The organism is Mucilaginibacter aquariorum (assembly GCF_024498135.1).
Classification (GTDB): Bacteria; Bacteroidota; Bacteroidia; order Sphingobacteriales; family Sphingobacteriaceae; genus Mucilaginibacter; species Mucilaginibacter aquariorum.
In genome coordinates this window covers 67701-85834 of the sequence record NZ_JANHOH010000009.1, presented here as the reverse complement: position 1 = coordinate 85834, position 18134 = coordinate 67701, and the positions used below count along the sequence as shown (strand labels likewise).

Annotated in this window: 9 protein-coding genes; all 9 read right to left on the bottom strand. The window is 41.8% G+C overall.

Going from position 1 to position 18134, the window contains the following annotated elements:
* Positions 1-16: 16 nt before the first annotated feature.
* The 9 genes from NPE20_RS22220 to NPE20_RS22180 all read right to left on the bottom strand — a co-directional run bounded on the left by NPE20_RS22220 (position 17) and on the right by NPE20_RS22180 (position 17989).
* Positions 17-436, bottom strand: coding sequence for a glycoside hydrolase family 3 N-terminal domain-containing protein (locus tag NPE20_RS22220; RefSeq protein WP_256540912.1), 420 nt, complete (start codon positions 434-436; stop codon positions 17-19).
* The gene (locus NPE20_RS22215) at positions 433-933 is read right to left on the bottom strand and encodes a glycoside hydrolase family 3 protein (protein WP_256540911.1); all 501 of its coding nucleotides are present in this window, start codon (positions 931-933) and stop codon (positions 433-435) included. Before NPE20_RS22215 ends, NPE20_RS22220 begins: the two co-directional genes overlap by 4 nt.
* Complete coding sequence (galA, locus tag NPE20_RS22210) at positions 933-3812, bottom strand: beta-galactosidase GalA (RefSeq protein WP_256540910.1); 2880 nt, start codon at positions 3810-3812, stop codon at positions 933-935. Before galA ends, NPE20_RS22215 begins: the two co-directional genes overlap by 1 nt.
* A gap of 52 nt (positions 3813-3864) precedes the next feature.
* Positions 3865-5061: a glycoside hydrolase family 5 protein gene (locus tag NPE20_RS22205; protein ID WP_256540909.1), complete on the bottom strand. Its 1197-nt coding sequence runs from the start codon at positions 5059-5061 to the stop codon at positions 3865-3867.
* Between the two features lie 235 nt (positions 5062-5296).
* Positions 5297-6766, bottom strand: coding sequence for a cellulase family glycosylhydrolase (locus NPE20_RS22200; RefSeq protein ID WP_256540908.1), 1470 nt, complete (start codon positions 6764-6766; stop codon positions 5297-5299).
* 68 nt (positions 6767-6834) lie between these two features.
* On the bottom strand, positions 6835-8313 hold the full coding sequence (locus NPE20_RS22195; protein ID WP_256540907.1) for a glycan-binding surface protein: 1479 nt from the start codon (positions 8311-8313) through the stop codon (positions 6835-6837).
* A gap of 25 nt (positions 8314-8338) precedes the next feature.
* Entirely contained in the window at positions 8339-9928 is a 1590-nt protein-coding gene (locus tag NPE20_RS22190) for a RagB/SusD family nutrient uptake outer membrane protein (RefSeq protein WP_256540906.1), read from the bottom strand.
* 31 nt (positions 9929-9959) lie between these two features.
* A complete protein-coding gene (locus NPE20_RS22185; protein ID WP_256540905.1) occupies positions 9960-13127 on the bottom strand; it encodes a SusC/RagA family TonB-linked outer membrane protein in 3168 nt (1055 codons plus the stop codon).
* Positions 13128-13789: 662 nt separating this feature from the next.
* Positions 13790-17989 (bottom strand): hybrid sensor histidine kinase/response regulator transcription factor, encoded by a 4200-nt coding sequence (locus tag NPE20_RS22180; protein ID WP_256540904.1) that lies wholly within the window; start codon positions 17987-17989, stop codon positions 13790-13792.
* Positions 17990-18134 lie beyond the last annotated feature (145 nt).

The window sequence follows — 18134 nt, the reverse complement described above, 5'->3', positions numbered from 1 at the left end:
TAACGGTTTCATTCGCTCACTTAAACTGCCACCAGTCAAAGTCTAACAGGTTCTCACCACGGTCCGCTTGACCCATTTCAATGTCCAGCCCATTGTTGGCGGCAGCAACTGTATGATGCGTCCCGGCCCAATCCGAAATAACAACTCCTTTAAAGCCCCATTCATTTTTTAGCACCTTATTTAATAATAAATCATTCTCAAAACACCAGTAACCATTCAGCTTATTGTAGGCCGACATAATGGTGTAGGCATTCCCTTGCTGTATAGCTGCTTTAAATGCCGGGAAATAAATTTCGCGCAATGCCCTTTCATCAACAATGGTGTTTACGCTATCGCGATTAAGTTCCTGGTTATTTGCGGCAAAATGTTTTATACAAGCTGCTACATGCTGGCTTTGAATTCCTTTTACAGATTGAACAGCCAATTGGCTGTTCAAATAAGGATCTTCCGAATAATATTCATAGGTCGGCCGCAAAGCGGCATCCTGCAAATATTGAATGCAGGTGGAAGCATTATATCCTTTTTACGGGCATTGGCTTCCTCTCCTATAACTATTCCATATCTGTTTGCCATTACAGGATTCCAGGTGGCCGCTACTGCCGAGCCATTTGGTAAAAACGTGGCAGAATCGGTTGTCCAGTTAGCCGATGCCCAATCAAAGCGCTTTATTTCTTCACGCACGCCTAATGGCCCGTCATCGCAGGTAAGTTCAGGGATACCTAAACAGGGTACGCCAGCCGAAGAAAATAAAGCATTGCCATGAAGCATCCCTATTTTTTCTTCCAGTGTCATTTTGCTAACAATACCGTTGATCTTAACTTTAAGGGCCGCTTCGCTTTTGGTTTGTGCCGAAACCTTGCTGATTAAAAAAGCGCTATAATACAAGCAATTGTTTATTTCATAAATATTATTTCTTGGATTTATTTTTAACATTACTTAGCTACAATCTGCGCAGCCGATTCTTTTAACCCCGCCGATGTTGCTTTTAAAACTATAGTTCCGCGCTGCCCTGTTGATTGTACGATAACCTGGGCATGCCCGCTAAACAATTTTCGTTTATATGGAGCTGCGGGGTAAAGCAGCTGGATTAAACCTGGATCGGTGTTAACGCTGGCCCAAATATTTGCCTTGAGTAACGGTGTGGCTACAACAGCAATAGTATTGTTGCCGGGGTGCAGCAATGCGGCTTCAAGTTTAAATTCAGTGTTCCTGGCACTTTCTTTAATTTCATGCCCTATCTCTTTACCGTTGATATAAATGCTTTGTACCTTGCCTATATTTTTATTAAAAAAGGTAGCGGTGGCGGTGGCTCCATCATCCGGCATAATGAAACCGGCCCTGTAAACTATCGCTTTCACCTTTCGGCCAAATTCATCATCCCTGGCATCTTTAAATGCATTTTGCCAACCGCTATCGTCATAATCTGTCGCTATTTCGGCTTTTACATTTAAATCATCTACAAATTTTTCCTTTAAATTGCCAATACTTACCAGGTTAACCCGCTCTACATATTGATCGGGCTCAAGCGAAGTTTGATTTCCGTTGCCTACGCCTATAATTTTACCCGGTCCCTCGATTGAAAAGCCAGCCTCATTTTCGGCCGTTGGTACGCCCATAGCGTTTTTATCAGTAGCCTGTACGGTAATTACGGCAATATCCTTTCCATCGGCTTTTATTGCCGCCCTATCCGCCTGTAATTTAATTTGAGCAGGTGCCAAAGTGGTTTTAACAATATCGTTGCCTGCTTTCGCACCTTTTTTGTAGCCTATGGCTTCCAACGTTCCTGGCTCATATTTTACCTGCCATTCCAGGTGTCCGTTTGGTTCCATCGTTTTTTTACCGAGGCTTTTTTTATTCAGAAAAAGTTCAACTTCGTCGCAATTACTATAAGCGCATACCCTTATTTCCTGGCCTTCTTTACCTTGCCAGTTCCAGTGTGGCAGCAGGTGTACTACGGTTTTATCCGTCCACCATGATTTTAAATAATAGTAATCGTCTTTAGGAAAGCCACAGGCATCAACCATGCCAAAATAAGATACTACCGAAGGCCATCCAAATGGTGTAGGCTCGCCGCGGTAATCAAAACCCGTCCATATGAACATACCCGCCAGGTAAGGCCGCGCCGCATAATGTTTCCAGCCTTGCTCCAGGCTATAAAAAAAGTCGTTTTGCTTTCTGTCGTATGCAACAAGTTGCTGCTTGCCCATATCATCCTCATAAATCCCTCTTGAAGCTACTGTAGATCCTTCTTCGGTACCCCAGCTAAACTGGTTGGGGTACTTTTTATGTTGTTCGTCGGTATTTTTACTTGCTACATAATTATAGCCCAGCACATCTATTACTGTTGATATTCCATTGCCAATGCCACCACTTATGGCAGCTGTAATATAACGGCTCGAATCGACAGATTTGGCAAAGGCCTGCATTGTAGCGGCTATACGCGCCCCGGTAATATTACCTTCAATGCCCCACTCTTCGTTCCCTATTGACCAGCTGATGATACTGGGGTGGTTTCGATCTCGCAGGATCATCCTTTTCAGGTCATTTAGCTCTGTAGATGCTACGCCCATTAAGCGATTTTCATCTATAACCAGCATACCCAGCTTATCGCAGGCATCCAGCAATTCGGGCGTTGGCGGATGATGTGAACAGCGATAGGCATTGCAACCCATACCTTTTAAAGTACGGATCCGAAACTCCTGTAAAGCATCGGGCATGGCAGCACCTACACCGGCATGATCCTGATGATTATTGGTTCCCTTTATTTTAACGTGTTTGCCATTCAGAAAAAAACCTTCGTTGGCATCAAACCTGATGGTGCGAATTCCAAATCTTGTTGTATAACTGTCGGTAACAGTGCCATTCTCTTCAACGGTAGTAACCAACCGGTGCAGGATGGGGGTTTCTATCGACCATAGTTTGGGATTAGTTACAGGTAAAACGCTTTTAACATCCTGCGATGTAAAAGGTTTCAAAGTAAGCCCTGTCGCTTTGCCGGTAGCAAGCGTTTTACCATCGGAATCAACAATAGTTTGCGTTACGCTAAAACTCCTTGCTTTTTTATCGCTGTTAATAATAGCGGCCGTTGCAGTAACATCGGCAATATTATTGTTCACCCGGGTTGTAACAAATGTTCCGTTAGCAGCAATATGCAACTGGTCGGTTTTATTGAGCCAAACATGTCGGTATATACCTGCGCCTTCATAAAACCAGCCTTCTTCCATGGTTGCATCAGCCCGTACCGCTATAACATTATTGCCACCATAATTTAAATATTCAGAAATATCGTACTCAAAACTATTATACCCACTTGGCTCGGTACCCAGGTAATGCCCGTTGACCCAAACTATGCTGTTACGAAAAACACCGTCGAAAGCTATGGATATGTGCCTACCCAGATCGGTAGCCGGAATAACAAAAGTTTTCCGATACCAACCTACGCTGGCATCAGGAAAGTTACGGCCTATTGCCTTCGATCCGTGACTTACGCTAGCCTTAGGACTAAAAGACTGTTCAACAGCCCAATCATGCGGAAGGTTAATTTTACGCCATCCCCTATCATCAAATTCTGGCGATGCAGCGCCGTCGCCGTAGCCGGTTTTAGCGAAATAAGAGAACCCTCCCGTTCCGTTATAATAATCCTTTGCCGGATCATAAGGATGCCCTAATGCAAAACGCCAGCCATTATCTATACAAGCGTGTTCGCGTTTCGATGACGCCGCCGAAGGTTGCGCATATGTGGTTGTTTTTACCGCTGTTAGTAACAGGATACAAAACACCCCTTTTATTATATATATATATTTATTTTTCATTGTCAATTAACCTGCAATGGCAAGTCCGATAATCCTAAAATGTGGTTTTTATTTATTTGGCGCCTGCGTTAAGGGCTACTATTGTACGCTGATCTTTCACTGAATAATTTTGCCTGTTCAAAGCACCACCTGTGTCCCAAAAAAATGGCAGCATCCCGTTGGCTTTCGCTTGTTTTGTTATATAAGTTAGCCAATAATCCACAGCATCGTTGTGTGTTGCCAGGTCTAAAGGCAAGTGCTTGCCGTTGTTGCGCCTGTAAGCCCCATACTCGCCCAGTAAAACGGGAATGCCTTTGTCGATAAATTTTGTCTTCATCTTATTGAACGTGGCATTTACAGCACTCTCTTCACCCCAGGTGGCATTGCGGCCGGGTTCTATTTTAGCATGGTGGCCTGCCCCCCAATAATAAAACATTTTACCCCAGTCGGTATCGCCGTCCATCAGGCAAAATTGATAGGGAGAGTAATAATGTACCTCCACCATCATCCGTGCTGCTACCTGGTCCCGGGGAAGAGCTGTCATCAGATCGTTGGTTTTATCAATATCTGTTGTTGGCCCCTGAACCACCAGCACCCTGTAGCTATTCTTACCCCCGGTAGACCGGACGGCATTTACGAAGGTTTGATGATAGCTATTTAACACCTCCATTTGAATAGCATTCTCTACAGAAGGTTCGTTGGCGCTGGCAAACATTAAATGTTCATCAAAATCGCGCATTGTGGTCGCAATTTGCTCCCAAAATGCTTTTTGTTTAGCATTGATAGAATCTTGCTTAGCCGGGGTACAATTGCTTTCAAGCCAACCTCCATCCCAATGGATGTTAAGTAAAACATACATATTATTTTTTACGCAATATCCTACCACATCTTTAACTCTGCCCAGCCAGGCAGGATCTATCTGTTCTGTAGTTTTGTTGATAATATGATGCCAGTCCCAGGCGCAAGGCAGGCGGATAGCATTAAAACCCTGTTGCTTTACGGATTTTATATAATCCTCCGTAATCACCGGACTACCCCAACCTGTTTCACCCCCCGGGGCTTCAAAGGTATTGCCGATGTTCCAACCTAATTTGATTTTAGCAGCGAGTTGAACAGCATTACTTCTCATTCCTGTTGTGTCGGGTATTTTGGGTGATGTATTATACGATGGATATAAATGCCCAATAACAGTTGTATCTATAATTGTTGTGCCGTTGGCCACAGCGTTCTTGCTATATACTGTTACACTTATAAAAAATAAGCCAGCCAAAATAAATTTGAGGGGTTTCAAGATGAAAATAATGGGTTCACTGTAAAGGTTCATTTATATAAAAAGAGGTAATTGAAATTATTTTAATTTGAGATCTAAAAAATCACACAATGCTGAAGCCCGGAAATAGGGCTCCAACATTATGATTCCACATTAACTATTATATTTATTAAACAAGTTGCTAGTTATGGTATTATTTTATTAGGTGTAAAAGCTAACACAAACACATTGCTTTTTACTTATATCCTAATTTAATGGCGTCTATCATACGCTGATCTTTTACCGCATTATTCGCTCTGTCTAAAGAAAAACCTATCTCCCACCAGAAGGGCATAAGGCCGTTCGCTTTAGCCGTTTTGGTCGCAAAAGTCGCCCAGTCATCCACAGACTTGTTATGCTTATCCATATCCTTAGGAAGATACTCGCTTTTGGTGACGGCGGGAGTCCTTCTCCATGATGCATATTCACCCAGCACCACAGGGATACCTTTATCAACAAACTTTTTCATCTGTCCGTATTCAGCAATGAGCGCATCCTCTTCTCCAAAGGTGGCGTTGCGATCCGGCTCAATAGTAGAATGATTCCCGGCCCCCCAGTAGTAAGCCATTTTGCCCCAGCTTGCATCTCCATCGGTTAGTAAATTAAATGTAGAAGGTGTGTAGCTATGTACCTCAAGCATTAAACGATTAGGTACCAGGTCGTGAGGCATAGTAGTCATCAGATCAGAAGTTTTATAACTGTCAGTGCTAGGCCCCTGCACAACCAGCACCCGGTTACTGTTCCTGCCCCCGGTAGAGCGAACGGCCTTGATGAATGTTTCGTGATAACCCATAAGTATGGCCATCTGCCCGGCATTGTCAACCGCAGGTTCATTAGCGCCGGCAAATATTAGGTGCTCATCAAAATCACGCATGGTTGTGGCAATCTGCTCCCAAATTGCCTTTTGCATCGCATTGACGGAGTCTTGCTTTAACGCATTGACATTATTTTCCAGCCAGCCACTATCACCATGAGCATTCAGTATCACGTACACATCATTAGCCACACACCATCCAACCACTTCTTTCACCCGCGCAAGCCATGCAGGGTCAATTTTTGCCTTGCTCTTATCGCTTAAATGGGTCCAAACCCAGTTACAGGGAAGCCTTACAGCTTTGACACCTAAACTTTTTACAAATTTTATATACGATTCGGTAATTTTACTGTTCACCCACTCACCTTCGACCGGGGATTCCATGGTATTGCCAAAATTTATTCCCATTCCCGTACTCATTTTTGCCGCCAGTTGCACGGCATTGCTGCTCATTCCGGTCATGTCTGGCGCTATCGGAAATGTGTTATAACTTTGATATATAGTGGGGGCCTGAGAAACTATCAACCTTCTTGCCTGGCCGTTGGAAGAACTTATGAATAAAATACCAGAGCGTTTTGCCCCTGTAGCATTTTGCGATAATGTGGTTAAATGAATAACAGTGCTACCGCTTTGGCCTGATGTTGTACTTAATTGCAACCACGAATAAGCAGGGTTTTCGATGCTCCAATCGGCATTGACTGCAACGGTTATGTCCTGGCTTCCACCATCCCCTGTAAAATTTATGGTGGGTACACTAACTGTTAGTTGCGGGGCCGGATTTTTCGTTTTTTTACAGGAGAATAAAGATATAACTGTAATAAGATATATCAATATTTTAAAAGAGTACTTCATCTTCATTTTTCTTAATTTTTTAATTAGTTTAAAAAGCACCACAGCGGTATGCTGCCGTGGGCTTTAGTTTATTTAATTTTTACAACTCTCAAATTATCAACAGCGCCATAAAAGCTGGCTACCGAAGTGCCATAGTTATGTATATACATTATGCACGAGGTGTTTCCGGAATCGCCTGTTAAATCGGCAATTTTGGTTAATGAGGCACCCATACCCTCGCCAAGCACAGGATCTGATTTACGGAACGATGTTAAAGGAATAGTTACTGTTACCCACCCTTTTGTAAGGTACGGCGCCGTGGTAGTAGCACTTTTTTGCCATGGTTCCCACCGGGCTATATAGCCATTTACTCCACTTACAATATCAACTGTAGTACCATTCCAAGCTTTTGGAATATTCACTTCAAATTTAAATGCCCAATGGCTAACGGTATCTGTAATATTGGCTTGGGGCACCCACTGTGCTGCATTCATGGGTATGTTAGTAGTCCAGGGCCATCCATCATTGTTGGCCAACCCACTGATATCCAATACAAAATAAGTGCTTGAATTGCCAGAGAAATTAGGATTACCTTTAGTTTGTTGGCCGGCACCCCAGTATTGCCAATTAAAATTACTATCCCAATTTGATATGGAGCCTGTTGCTACATCGTTTACCTTATAAACGGTAGTAGCAGTGCCAAACTCTGTAGTAACAGATACCGGCCCGCTTTGCGTTAGCGTTGGCAAAACAAACCCAACATAATTCCCGCTTTTTGATGATTTATAAGAAGTAATTGCAGTACCAGCGTAAGTTAACGATTGAAGGTTTTTAAGATAGGTACCATAAATATAAACCGAATCACCCGGGTTGGCATTTTCATTGGAAACGCCTGCTATGACCGGGGTAGCAATTATTTTAAAATTCACTACACCGCTTTTGGTGGTTACCGACACCTGATCATTGGTCGTCGCAGCCGGCATTAAAAACCCAATAGAAGTCCCGTTAGTGTCTAATTTAAACGACTGGATTGCAGTACCCCTATACGAAAAGCGCTGAACTAAAAACAGATTTGCACCAAAAACATAAACAGAATCACCCGGCTCGGCATAGATATTGGAAACTGCCGCGATAGTAGGTACTGCCGGGCCCAATTTAAAAGAAAACGTTGTTGAGCCTCCTTTTGTTTTATACTGTAAAGTGTAAAGCTTGGTAGTATCAATAGTCGAAAAATTGATATTTGGTATTCGTACTACCGCGCTGTTAGGCGCAAATAAAGCAAGGTTAAAACTGGTTGGAACCCCGTCAAAACTAATTTCTGTTGCATTTTGCAAATTCTGCCCGATTATAACCACATATCGGCCTGTTCCTCCGGAAAGGTTAGGATCAGTTTCAGGATTACCAGTACTCAAAAGAGTATCCTTAGGTGACGGATTATACAACCTTACGCTTGTAATGACAGGAGGCATAATGTTGTTATCACTATTTTTTTTACAAGCGGGCAATAAAGCCACTATTATTAATAGAAGTGGCAAAAAACACAAGCGGGCATCTAAAATTTTTTTCATAATAATATATTTTAACTATGTTAAATTAATAGTAAGGCACCGGTGGCTGTGCCAATTTAGGGTCGCTGGTCAACTCAGATGACGGAATTGGCAACGTAAATGAAGCGATGGTTGCCGGAAGCGTAGATGGTAGGGCAGTAGTATCCCTCGTGGCTATTTTCGTTTTAGGGTCATAAGTAAACGAAATACGACCGTGAGTGAGATCCTGATTATTAAGAAACTGCACAGCATTACTCGGATCATAATAAGAATACCTAACAAGGTCTATCCAATATTGTCCTTCAAAAGCAAGTTCAACCCTTCGCTCCGTACGCAGTAAAGTCGGGGTTATCGCGGTCACAATATCCACGCCGGCCCTTGCCCGCACTTTATTAAAATAAATTAGGGCGTCACCATCGCTTGTAGTAGTATTATTGCCTAAAATAGCTTCGGCATATACCAAATACACATCGGCCAATCTAAGAATTGCATTATGTTCAGGGGATGACCACATATCCATTGTTGGCGCATTGTTATCTTTTTCGTTGCCAATAATGTGTTTTTTCAGGCCGGTACCTGTAGCCTTATAACCACCACCTGCTTGATTCAATTCGGGATAAAGATCTCCGTTGAGCATAATAGTGGCTTTGCGCCTTACCGTATCCTTAGCAGAATACATCCGGTATAAATCATATGTTGGTTGTAAGCCTTGCCACCCACCTTGTTGTTGAGGAAGAATAGTGTTGCTTGGTGAAAAATAACCTTGCATAGCATTGCCATTTCCATAACCTACCCCTGCGGCCCATTGAAGCGCGAATAATGACTCAGGGTTATCGTTGTTTTGCACCTTGAAAAGATCATAATAGTTGGGCAGCAAATCTAAATTGCTATTTTTACACACGTTGCCCGCATACTTTTTGGCACTGTCCAACAAGGCCTGATCGCGGCTGCCGCTTTTACCTAAACCCGCCATCGTCAAATATACCTTGCCCAGCATCCCCTGCGCCGACCAGGTAGTTACCCGGCCTTTTTCATTTGTTTTGGGAAGATTTTGCGCTGCGTAAGTCAGGTCATTAGCAACGAATTTATAGACATCCGAAACAATGTTGCGATTAAGCAGCGGATCTTTTATCAGTTTACTGTTATCTTCAATAATTGGCACTGCACCCCAGTATACCGCCAAATGATAATAAGCTACAGCACGAATAAATTTCGCCTCACCTATGGCGGCATTTTTGTCTGCTGCCGAAATGGACGGAGACGCCTGTTGTTGTATGGCATTGATAACGCCATTACACTGCCCGATAACATTGTACAACCCAACCCAACCATTTGTAACAAGGTTATTTTGCGCGGTAATAGTGCGTGTAAAAAGCTGTACTAATTCGGGACTATACTGATAACTGCCGGTGCCGCTCAATACGTCGCCAAGCGGTATCAAGGCCCCATTGTTCCATTGCCACCACATCGCACCGCCGTAAAGGCCTGCGGTAGCCAGTCGTAAATCGGAGGTGGTTTTATAAAACTTAGTAGCACTGATCTGCGAATTGGACGGACGGTCCAAAAAATTCTTTTTACATCCCGCCACTGCTGCCGCACACAGCAGGATGATGATGATTTTGTGAATTGATTTCATAAACATATATTTTTAATCGGTGATCGTTTTATTATTTCAAGGTTATGTTTGCACCAATAGTAAATACTCTTGGCTGCGGATAATAACCGCTGTCCCAACCTGCCTGAAGCGGGTCCCACGAACCAATTTCAGGATCCATGCCTTTATATTTTGTGATTATAAATACATTGGATACATTGGCATACACCCTAACAGAACGCACAGATATTTTTGATAAAAGACTTTCTGGTATCCGATAACCCAAGGTGATATTTTTGCACCGCAGGAATGAACCATCCTCGATAAACAAACTGTTAGGTCGGTTATTGCTATTGGTATTATCATTTCTCAAGCCTACAACCGTTGTATTTGGGTTGGTAACATATACATTGTTAACATCGGTTGCAGAGCCGCTGGGATCTACCAGAGCCAATTTCGCATAGTTTAGTACCGATGTGAAAAAAGTGGTATGATTTCCCGGATCGGTTTGCTGTATAGCCATTTGATTGAACACCTTGTTGCCATAACTGCCGCTGAAGAAAATATTCAGATCAAAGTTTTTGTAGTTAAATGTATTATTGATACCATACTGGAATTTGGGGGTCGGGGAGCCCAAAAAGGTTTGATCTTTTGAGTCGATAACACCGTCGCCATTCAAATCCTTGAACATACGGTCGCCGTACCAGATCCCCCCGCCTGCCGCAGAAATCGGATAAGGGTTACCGTTGGGATCAGTAGGCCGGGCATGGTTTTGAAAATCTGCCGGAGTTGCAAATATCCCATCAAATACATAGCCATAAAATTCGCCAATGGGCTGGCCCACCATCGTTTTTTCAACTATATCGTTAATTACATAAGATTTCTTGCTTAGGTTAGCATCAGCTCCACCTGCACCTAAGTAGGTCACTTTATTAATATTGCGCGATAGCGTTAAACCAGTTTTCCAACTAAAGTTTTTAGAATTAATGTTGGTAGAATTGATTTGGATGTCAAACCCTTTGTTGCTTAGCGAGCCGACATTGGCAAAAGGCGCTTGCATGGATCCCGGCCCGTAACCCGCCACAGTACCAGAGTATCCTGGTAGCGGTACCTGTAATAAAAGGCCGTGTGTTTCGCGGTCGTAAGCTTCAAGTGTAAAACTTAACCGACCGTTAAACAATGTAGCATCAATACCTGCACTGTAATAATCAGTTTTTTCCCACGTTACCGCCGCGTTTGCCAAATTGTTTTGAAACTGAGCTATACCTGATATACCATTGGATATTGTTTGAAGCTGGGTTACAAAAGTATTGCCCGGTATGCCCTGGTTGTTGGTAAGCCCGTAACCGAGTCTTAATTTTAGTTCATTTATAGCTTTAACATTTTTCAAAAACGACTCATTATTGATTTTCCAGGCAAACCCACCCGAATAGGTAGTAACCCTCCGATTGTAGGCCGGAAAATTTGAAGAACCATCGTTCCGTATATTGCCGGTGAGCAGGTATTTATCATTCCATGAAAAATTGATACGGCCGAAATAGGATTCCTGTGCAGAGCCGCCAGTAGGGTTTGATTGTGAATTATCGCCGGAGTTTGTGGCCGTGGTACCATCTCCCGCACTAATAGCCTGCACATTGTCTGAAGGAAAATTCCTTCGAGCACCGCTAACGTTTTGAAAAGTGCTCTCCTGCGATTCATGCCCTGCTAAAGCATCGATATGAAATTTTTTGAAATTATGGTTATAAGTTAGAAAATTACGTATTACTAAGTAAAAATTTTGGCCGGCGTAAGAGGAGCCGGAGTTAGGGCTTACATTACCTTTACCAAAACTATAAACCGGCGAATACTTATCTTCTGTATTAAAATCGAAATTACCAGACAGCTCATTTCGCAGCGATAGGTCTTTAGTAAATTGTATTTCGGCATACACATTGCCAAATACCTGATTTCTCTTTTTTAGGTCTTTGACAATTTTCGCCAATGCCACCGGGTTGGCAACGGGTTCTACCACCCCGCCGGTGTTGGTAACCCCGCCCCAGGAGCCGTCAGAGTTGGTCACCGGAACATCCGGGGTAAGGCTTAGCGCGGTGCCAATTACATTACTGGCGGTTGAATTTACATTTTCATCAACATGAGCCAACTGAAGGCTGGTGCCTATTTTTAGCCAATTAGTGGTTTTATTGTCTAAATTTAGCCTTACCGAGTATCTTTTAAAATCAGATCCAAGGGCTATCCCTTCCTGGTTAAAATACGAGGTTGATAGTAAATATCGCGTTCTGTCATCCCCGCCGCTTACAGTAAGTGTGTGATTCATCTGCGGAGCCTTCCGGAATAATTCTTTTTGCCAGTCGGTACCGGGGCCCAGATATTGAGGATTGGCAAATTCGGGCCTGGTATCAAAGCCCCAGGCAACGGCCCGGGCATTAATTAAAGTAGCAAGCTGTGGCAAATTTACTGTGGGGAGTCGCTTGGGTAATTCCTGGTAACCGGCATAGAAATCGTAAGTTATCTGCGGTGCCCCGGCTTTGCCCCTTTTTGTAGTGATAACAACTACGCCATTGGTTGCCTGCGAACCGTATATGGCCGTTGCCGAAGCATCTTTCAATACATCTATTGATTCAATTTCGGCAGGGTTGATGGTATTTAATGGATTAGAACCAGTACCGGGATTACCGACCGGTGGAATAATAATACCATCTATAACGTACAATGGCGAATTAGAGCCGCTTATTGACGACACGCCACGTATTTGAATAGATACCCCGCCACCAGGCTGGCCCGATACCTGTTGAACCACTACACCTGCAACTTTACCCTGCAAGGCCTGGTCAAAAGTAGTTGGTTGGGTTTGGCGCAAATCGTTGCCCGATATTGAGCTTATTGCACCGGTAACATCCCGCCTGCGCTGCCTGGCATAACCAATAACCACAACTTCGTTCAGTTTACCCGATGTAGGGTTTAACGAAACATTAATTGTACCGGCTTCCTTAACTGCTATTTCCTGAGACGAGTAACCTAAAAAGCTAAAAACCAGCATATCGCCCGGTTTCGCCATTACTGAATAACTACCGTCAGCATTAGATAAAGTTCCGTCTGTTGTACCTTTAACTTTAATAGTTACTCCAGGCATTGGCTGAGAGTCGTCGGCACTTGTAACTTTTCCGCCAACTTTTAATGTTTGTGCATGCCCCGAAACATAAAGCAGCATGCCAGTGATAAATAATGAAATAAAGCGTTTCATTCTTTTTTGTAAAGTTTTTTCCATCTTAATAAAAGAATTTTGAGGTTTTTCTTAATAATCGGTTCATTGGTTTTTAATTGAGGTTAATTGGTCTTAGCTTCTAGTCATATTTTATTTAATATTAGGGGTAAACAAATGCCCAAAAACAACCTTAAAATTTGCCTCGCTGCTGGTTTTAGTACACTTGTACCTACCACAACAAACACTAAAAATTTGTACAGCAAAGCCGCTTGTTTAGCCAGGAAATAATTAAAATCGGTTCTCTTTATAATCGGTTGAATTGAATATTGTTAAAGAAGCAAACTCAATGAAGCCTTACTTTTTTAATTTATATTCTGGGGATGAAGCTATTGTATGCTATAAAAAGGAAGGTGGTAGAGTTGAGCAAAAATATAGACCAAATGTACAAACCATGCATTGCATTGAATATGAGTTAGTTACATATATAATTGCGCTAAAGTGAGCCTGTTTTTGGGCACATTTCCCGTGATATTGACGCTGTAGAATATTAGTTGGCCAAAACCGCAATAGGATAATCAGGCGATGTTTAGATAAGAAGTTATGAAATGCCTGATGGACGATTAGCCCAGGCCACGAGTGTTTGTAACAACCTATTTACAATTGCCAGTATAATTTAAAACTATTGCGGTCGTTTTATAAAATCACAATTCTGCACTCTCCGTTTCAGACATTTTTTTTTGGCGAATGGAATTTACATATGCTGACGGCAGAACATTATATTCTTCCTTAAATAGCTTAGTGAAATATTTAGGGGTATTAAAGCCCACTTCATAGCAGATCTGACTAATGGTCATCTGGCTGTTCTCAAGTAAATACACCGCTTTTTTTAATCTTATGGCACGGATAAACTCAACAGGTGATTTACCGGTAAGCATCAAAACCTTATTATAAAGCGATCCACGGCTCATGTTCATCTTGCGGCTTAATTCTTCCACTGAAAGGCTATCGTTTGAAATATTAAGTTCTATATATTCTACAATACTCCTTAACAGTTTCTCATCTTCATTTTGTAAAGGCGTTTCCTGCAATTGCACGTCCATTTGTTTTTTGTATGTCCGTTTATAGGTATCCCGCAGGGTCAGGATATTTTTGATTTTTGAAAGAAGTATTTCGAAATTAAATGGTTTTGTCATGTAATCATTCGCACCAATTTCCAAACCTTTCATTTGCTCCGCTTCACCCGTTAATGCGGTTAGCAAAACAAGAGGAATGTGCGATGTGCGCTTATCACTTTTTAATTTTTTGCACAATTCAATTCCTGTCATCTCGGGCATACTAATATCACTTACAATGATATCAGGATGCTGTGAGAGCGCCTTTTGCCACCCTTCTCTTCCGTTCGAGGCTTCAATTAAAAAAAATATGTCCTTTAAATTGTCTTTCAGATAAAAACGAAAGTCATCGTTATCTTCAACCAATAGCACCACTGGCTTTTTGCCTGCCTGCTGCTGTTTGACTATCGTTTTACTTTCAATATTGCTAACCTCGTTCAGGTTTTCAATATCAGCTTCATCTTCGGCTAATATATCCGCTTCCGGACCGGTATAAATAACGAGCGGCAGTTTGATGATAAAACAACTGCCATGATCGGGCTCACTTTCGATAGTTATTTCTCCTCCATGCATCTTCACAAACTCACGTGTTATCGCAAGGCCAATACCACTGCCCTGATTAATCATAGACTCGGGGACATCGTTCTGAAAAAAACGTTCGAAAATTTTACTATGTTTTTCATACGGAATGCCTATACCTGTATCTATCACTTTAATTTCAAAAAAGGCGTCGCTACCCTCCACCTTATCCATATTGAGCAGGACACTTACCTGCCCACCGGCAGGAGTAAATTTAAAGGCATTTGATATCAGGTTAAACAATATCCTTTCTATCTTATCATGATCAAAACTTACAAACATTGAATCAACCGTAGTATCAAACACAAAATCAATCTTTTTTTCATCGGCAATATCTGTAAATGATAAGCTTATCTCACTAATGAATTTCACAATATCTCCGGGCTTGCTATGCAGTTTCAGCTCCTGAACCTCCATCTTACGAAAATCAAGCAGCTGATTTACCAGGTTTAACAATCGCCTGGCATTTTTTCTGACCATGTTCAACTGTTGTTTCTGTTCCAGGTCAGCACGAGTAAGCATTTTATCAACCGGCGCCATGATCAATGACAGCGGCGTCCTGAACTCGTGACTTACATTTGTTAAAAATTTAATTTTTAGTTGATCGAGTTCCTGCATGCGCTTAACCTCTTGCCGCTCCTGCTCAATTAATAACTTGGCCTCCTGCTTTTCCTTTTCAGCTGCAAATTGTCTTCTTATCTTGTTTATCCCCCTATGTCGGATAAATAAAAGAATACCCATAAATAATACCGAGTAAATGATGTAGGCGAGAGTCGATTTCCAGAATGGCGGCAGTACTTTAATTCTTAAAGAAATATTATCCGGATTCCACACACCCTCTGAATTTGAGGCCCGTACCTTAAAAACGTAATCGCCCTGATCCAGGTTGGTGTAGCTGGCTTTTCGGGTTCTGTTATCTGCGTTTACCCACCCTTTGTCAAAACCCTCCAGCATATACTGATGTCTTACTTTACTCGGGTTAATAAACTCAGGGGCGGCAAACTCTATGGAAAAAACATTTTCGCTGTGTTTGAGTGTTATATCGCGTGTTACTGCTATAGCTTTCGTTAATACCACATGACCATTAACAGCTTCATTGGCCGATATACTTTTGTTGAACAACTGAAAATCAGTAAAAACCAATTGCAGCTTATTGGTAACGGGTTCTATACTTGCAGGATCAAAAATATTAAAGCCATCGCCGCCTCCAAAGATCAGTTCGCCACGATGTGTCTTTAGCACTGAATTTATATTAAATTCCCGGCCCTGCAAGCCATCCGTTTCGTCAAAGTTTTTGAAGTGAAAGTTAAACGTATTTGCTGTTGGTGTTAAGGTGACCCGGCTAAGACCATTTGAGGTGCTCAACCATATCGCACCCTTGTTGTCCTCTACTACATTCGATATGGAATTAGCGGGGAGCCCATTTTTTTTTGTGAGTGAGGTAAATTTGCTTGTTTTAGGATTTAAAATACTCACTCCGCCTTCCGTCCCTATCCATATCAAACCGCGGCTATCTTCACTAATACTATTTACCGCATTATCAATTAAACTATTTACGCCGTTACTATTTGGGATATAGTGGATTACCCGCCCGTTATTTTTCATTATAACATCTACCCCTAAATAGCCTCCTATCCATAAATTGCCCTTCTTATCCTCAAAAATTGAGGATATCATAGCGCATCTTATATCAGACTGTTTAAAGGGGTGATAAAATATTTTCTTTGAGCGATCGAAAATTTCAAGCCCCCCGTCAAACGTTCCTATCCATAAGCGGTTTGAGGAATCTTCCAGGATACTCCATACCCTGTCATCAGCAATACTGGTGGCTACTTTATCATCGTGTTTATAATGGGTAAAGGTTTTTCCGTCAAAGCAATCCAGTCCGCCAAAATAAGTACCGATCCACAACTTTTGGTCATGGTCAATATATAAGTTAACAATGATATCATTACTTAGGCTATTGGGGTTTCCGGGATCGTGTTTATACTGCGTAAACTTACCTGTTTCGCGGTTAAAATAAATCAGGCCTCCGCCATTGGTGCCTATCCATAAGTTCCCCAGCTTATCTTCAACAAATTTGTCAACATCATTGAAACTCAAACTGGCGGGATCTGACGCAAAATGCCGGTAAAGCGGGAACTTGATAATACTTTTATGATAATAACTTATTCCTTTTTTAAACGTACCGGCCCACATAATACCCAAATTATCCTTGTAGAGCATTGTACTGTTTTGCGCTAATGATGTGAGGTCATCTTCCCGGTTTAGCAGATAAGTAACTTTGAAATTTTTTTTATCCAGTATATTTATGCCCCCATGGTCAGTGGCGATCCATATCAAGCCGTCATCGGCCTGAATAATTCTGTTAACAACATTCGTTTTTAACTTTGCTCCTGCTGACTCCTTATCAATGTGCCGGAAAGCGCCTGTTGAAGGGCTGTAATAAGATATACCAGACTCAACATATAATGAAGAAAACCACAAATCATTATCCCGATCGACCGTAAGAGAATAATGCCCGTTTTTATCATTGGTCACTTTTTTAAAAACATCTGTGTGATAACTGATTTTATTAAGCTTAATATCAAGCATCTCCACTATGCCATTACTGTAAACTATCCATATATTATCTTTACCATCAAGAGTAATATTTGAAATGGAGTTTGAGTATAAAGAAGGGGTGGCGTTATTACTATGATAATAACGCCTTGTTTGCTTGCTTACGGAATTATATCGGTAGATACCTGAATCAGGATACAAAAACCAAAAATCTGCCGCACCGGTTCGCAGTACGTTAGCAACGTTCGGGTAAACTGGAAGTTTCAAAGGGCGCAGCAACAATGACATATCGTTATTAAACTGCTCAGTTTCGGGATCATAAAAACAATACCCAAGGCGGGTTAGTACCCATATCTTTTTATCCGGGCCTTCATAAATCTGGTTAATAAAATCATCACGAACAGAATTTTTATCGTTACTGTCATGCTTAAATACCTTGAAGTTATAGCCATCAAATCGGTTGAGGCCCGAGGCAGTACCAAACCACATAAAGCCTTTCGAATCTTTAAATATACAATTGACCTGATTGTGTGATAGTCCATCACCTATATTACGGTGCGAGAAACGATACTGAGTGCTTTGCCCAAAAGTATTGGCACATATCAAAATCCATGTAACTACAAGAAGATAATAAAACTTTAAACGCATTGATATCAGTATTGGAGGAATCCGGAATCAACAGAATTTATAACCAGTACACTAAGGTAATATAAATGCGACATAATATAGTTACGAATCATTAATAATAAAGCCGTTTTTCCAATTTCGCAATCGATTGCCGTATTTAACCAAA

Coding starts and splice junctions, on each gene's coding strand:
- NPE20_RS22180 (WP_256540904.1), bottom strand. CDS start 17,989: ATGCGTTTAAAGTTTTATTATCTTCTTGTAGTTACATGGATTTTGATA.
- NPE20_RS22200 (WP_256540908.1), bottom strand. CDS start 6,766: ATGAAGTACTCTTTTAAAATATTGATATATCTTATTACAGTTATATCT.
- galA (WP_256540910.1), bottom strand. CDS start 3,812: ATGAAAAATAAATATATATATATAATAAAAGGGGTGTTTTGTATCCTG.
- NPE20_RS22190 (WP_256540906.1), bottom strand. CDS start 9,928: ATGAAATCAATTCACAAAATCATCATCATCCTGCTGTGTGCGGCAGCA.
- NPE20_RS22215 (WP_256540911.1), bottom strand. CDS start 933: ATGTTAAAAATAAATCCAAGAAATAATATTTATGAAATAAACAATTGC.
- NPE20_RS22195 (WP_256540907.1), bottom strand. CDS start 8,313: ATGAAAAAAATTTTAGATGCCCGCTTGTGTTTTTTGCCACTTCTATTA.
- NPE20_RS22185 (WP_256540905.1), bottom strand. CDS start 13,127: ATGAAACGCTTTATTTCATTATTTATCACTGGCATGCTGCTTTATGTT.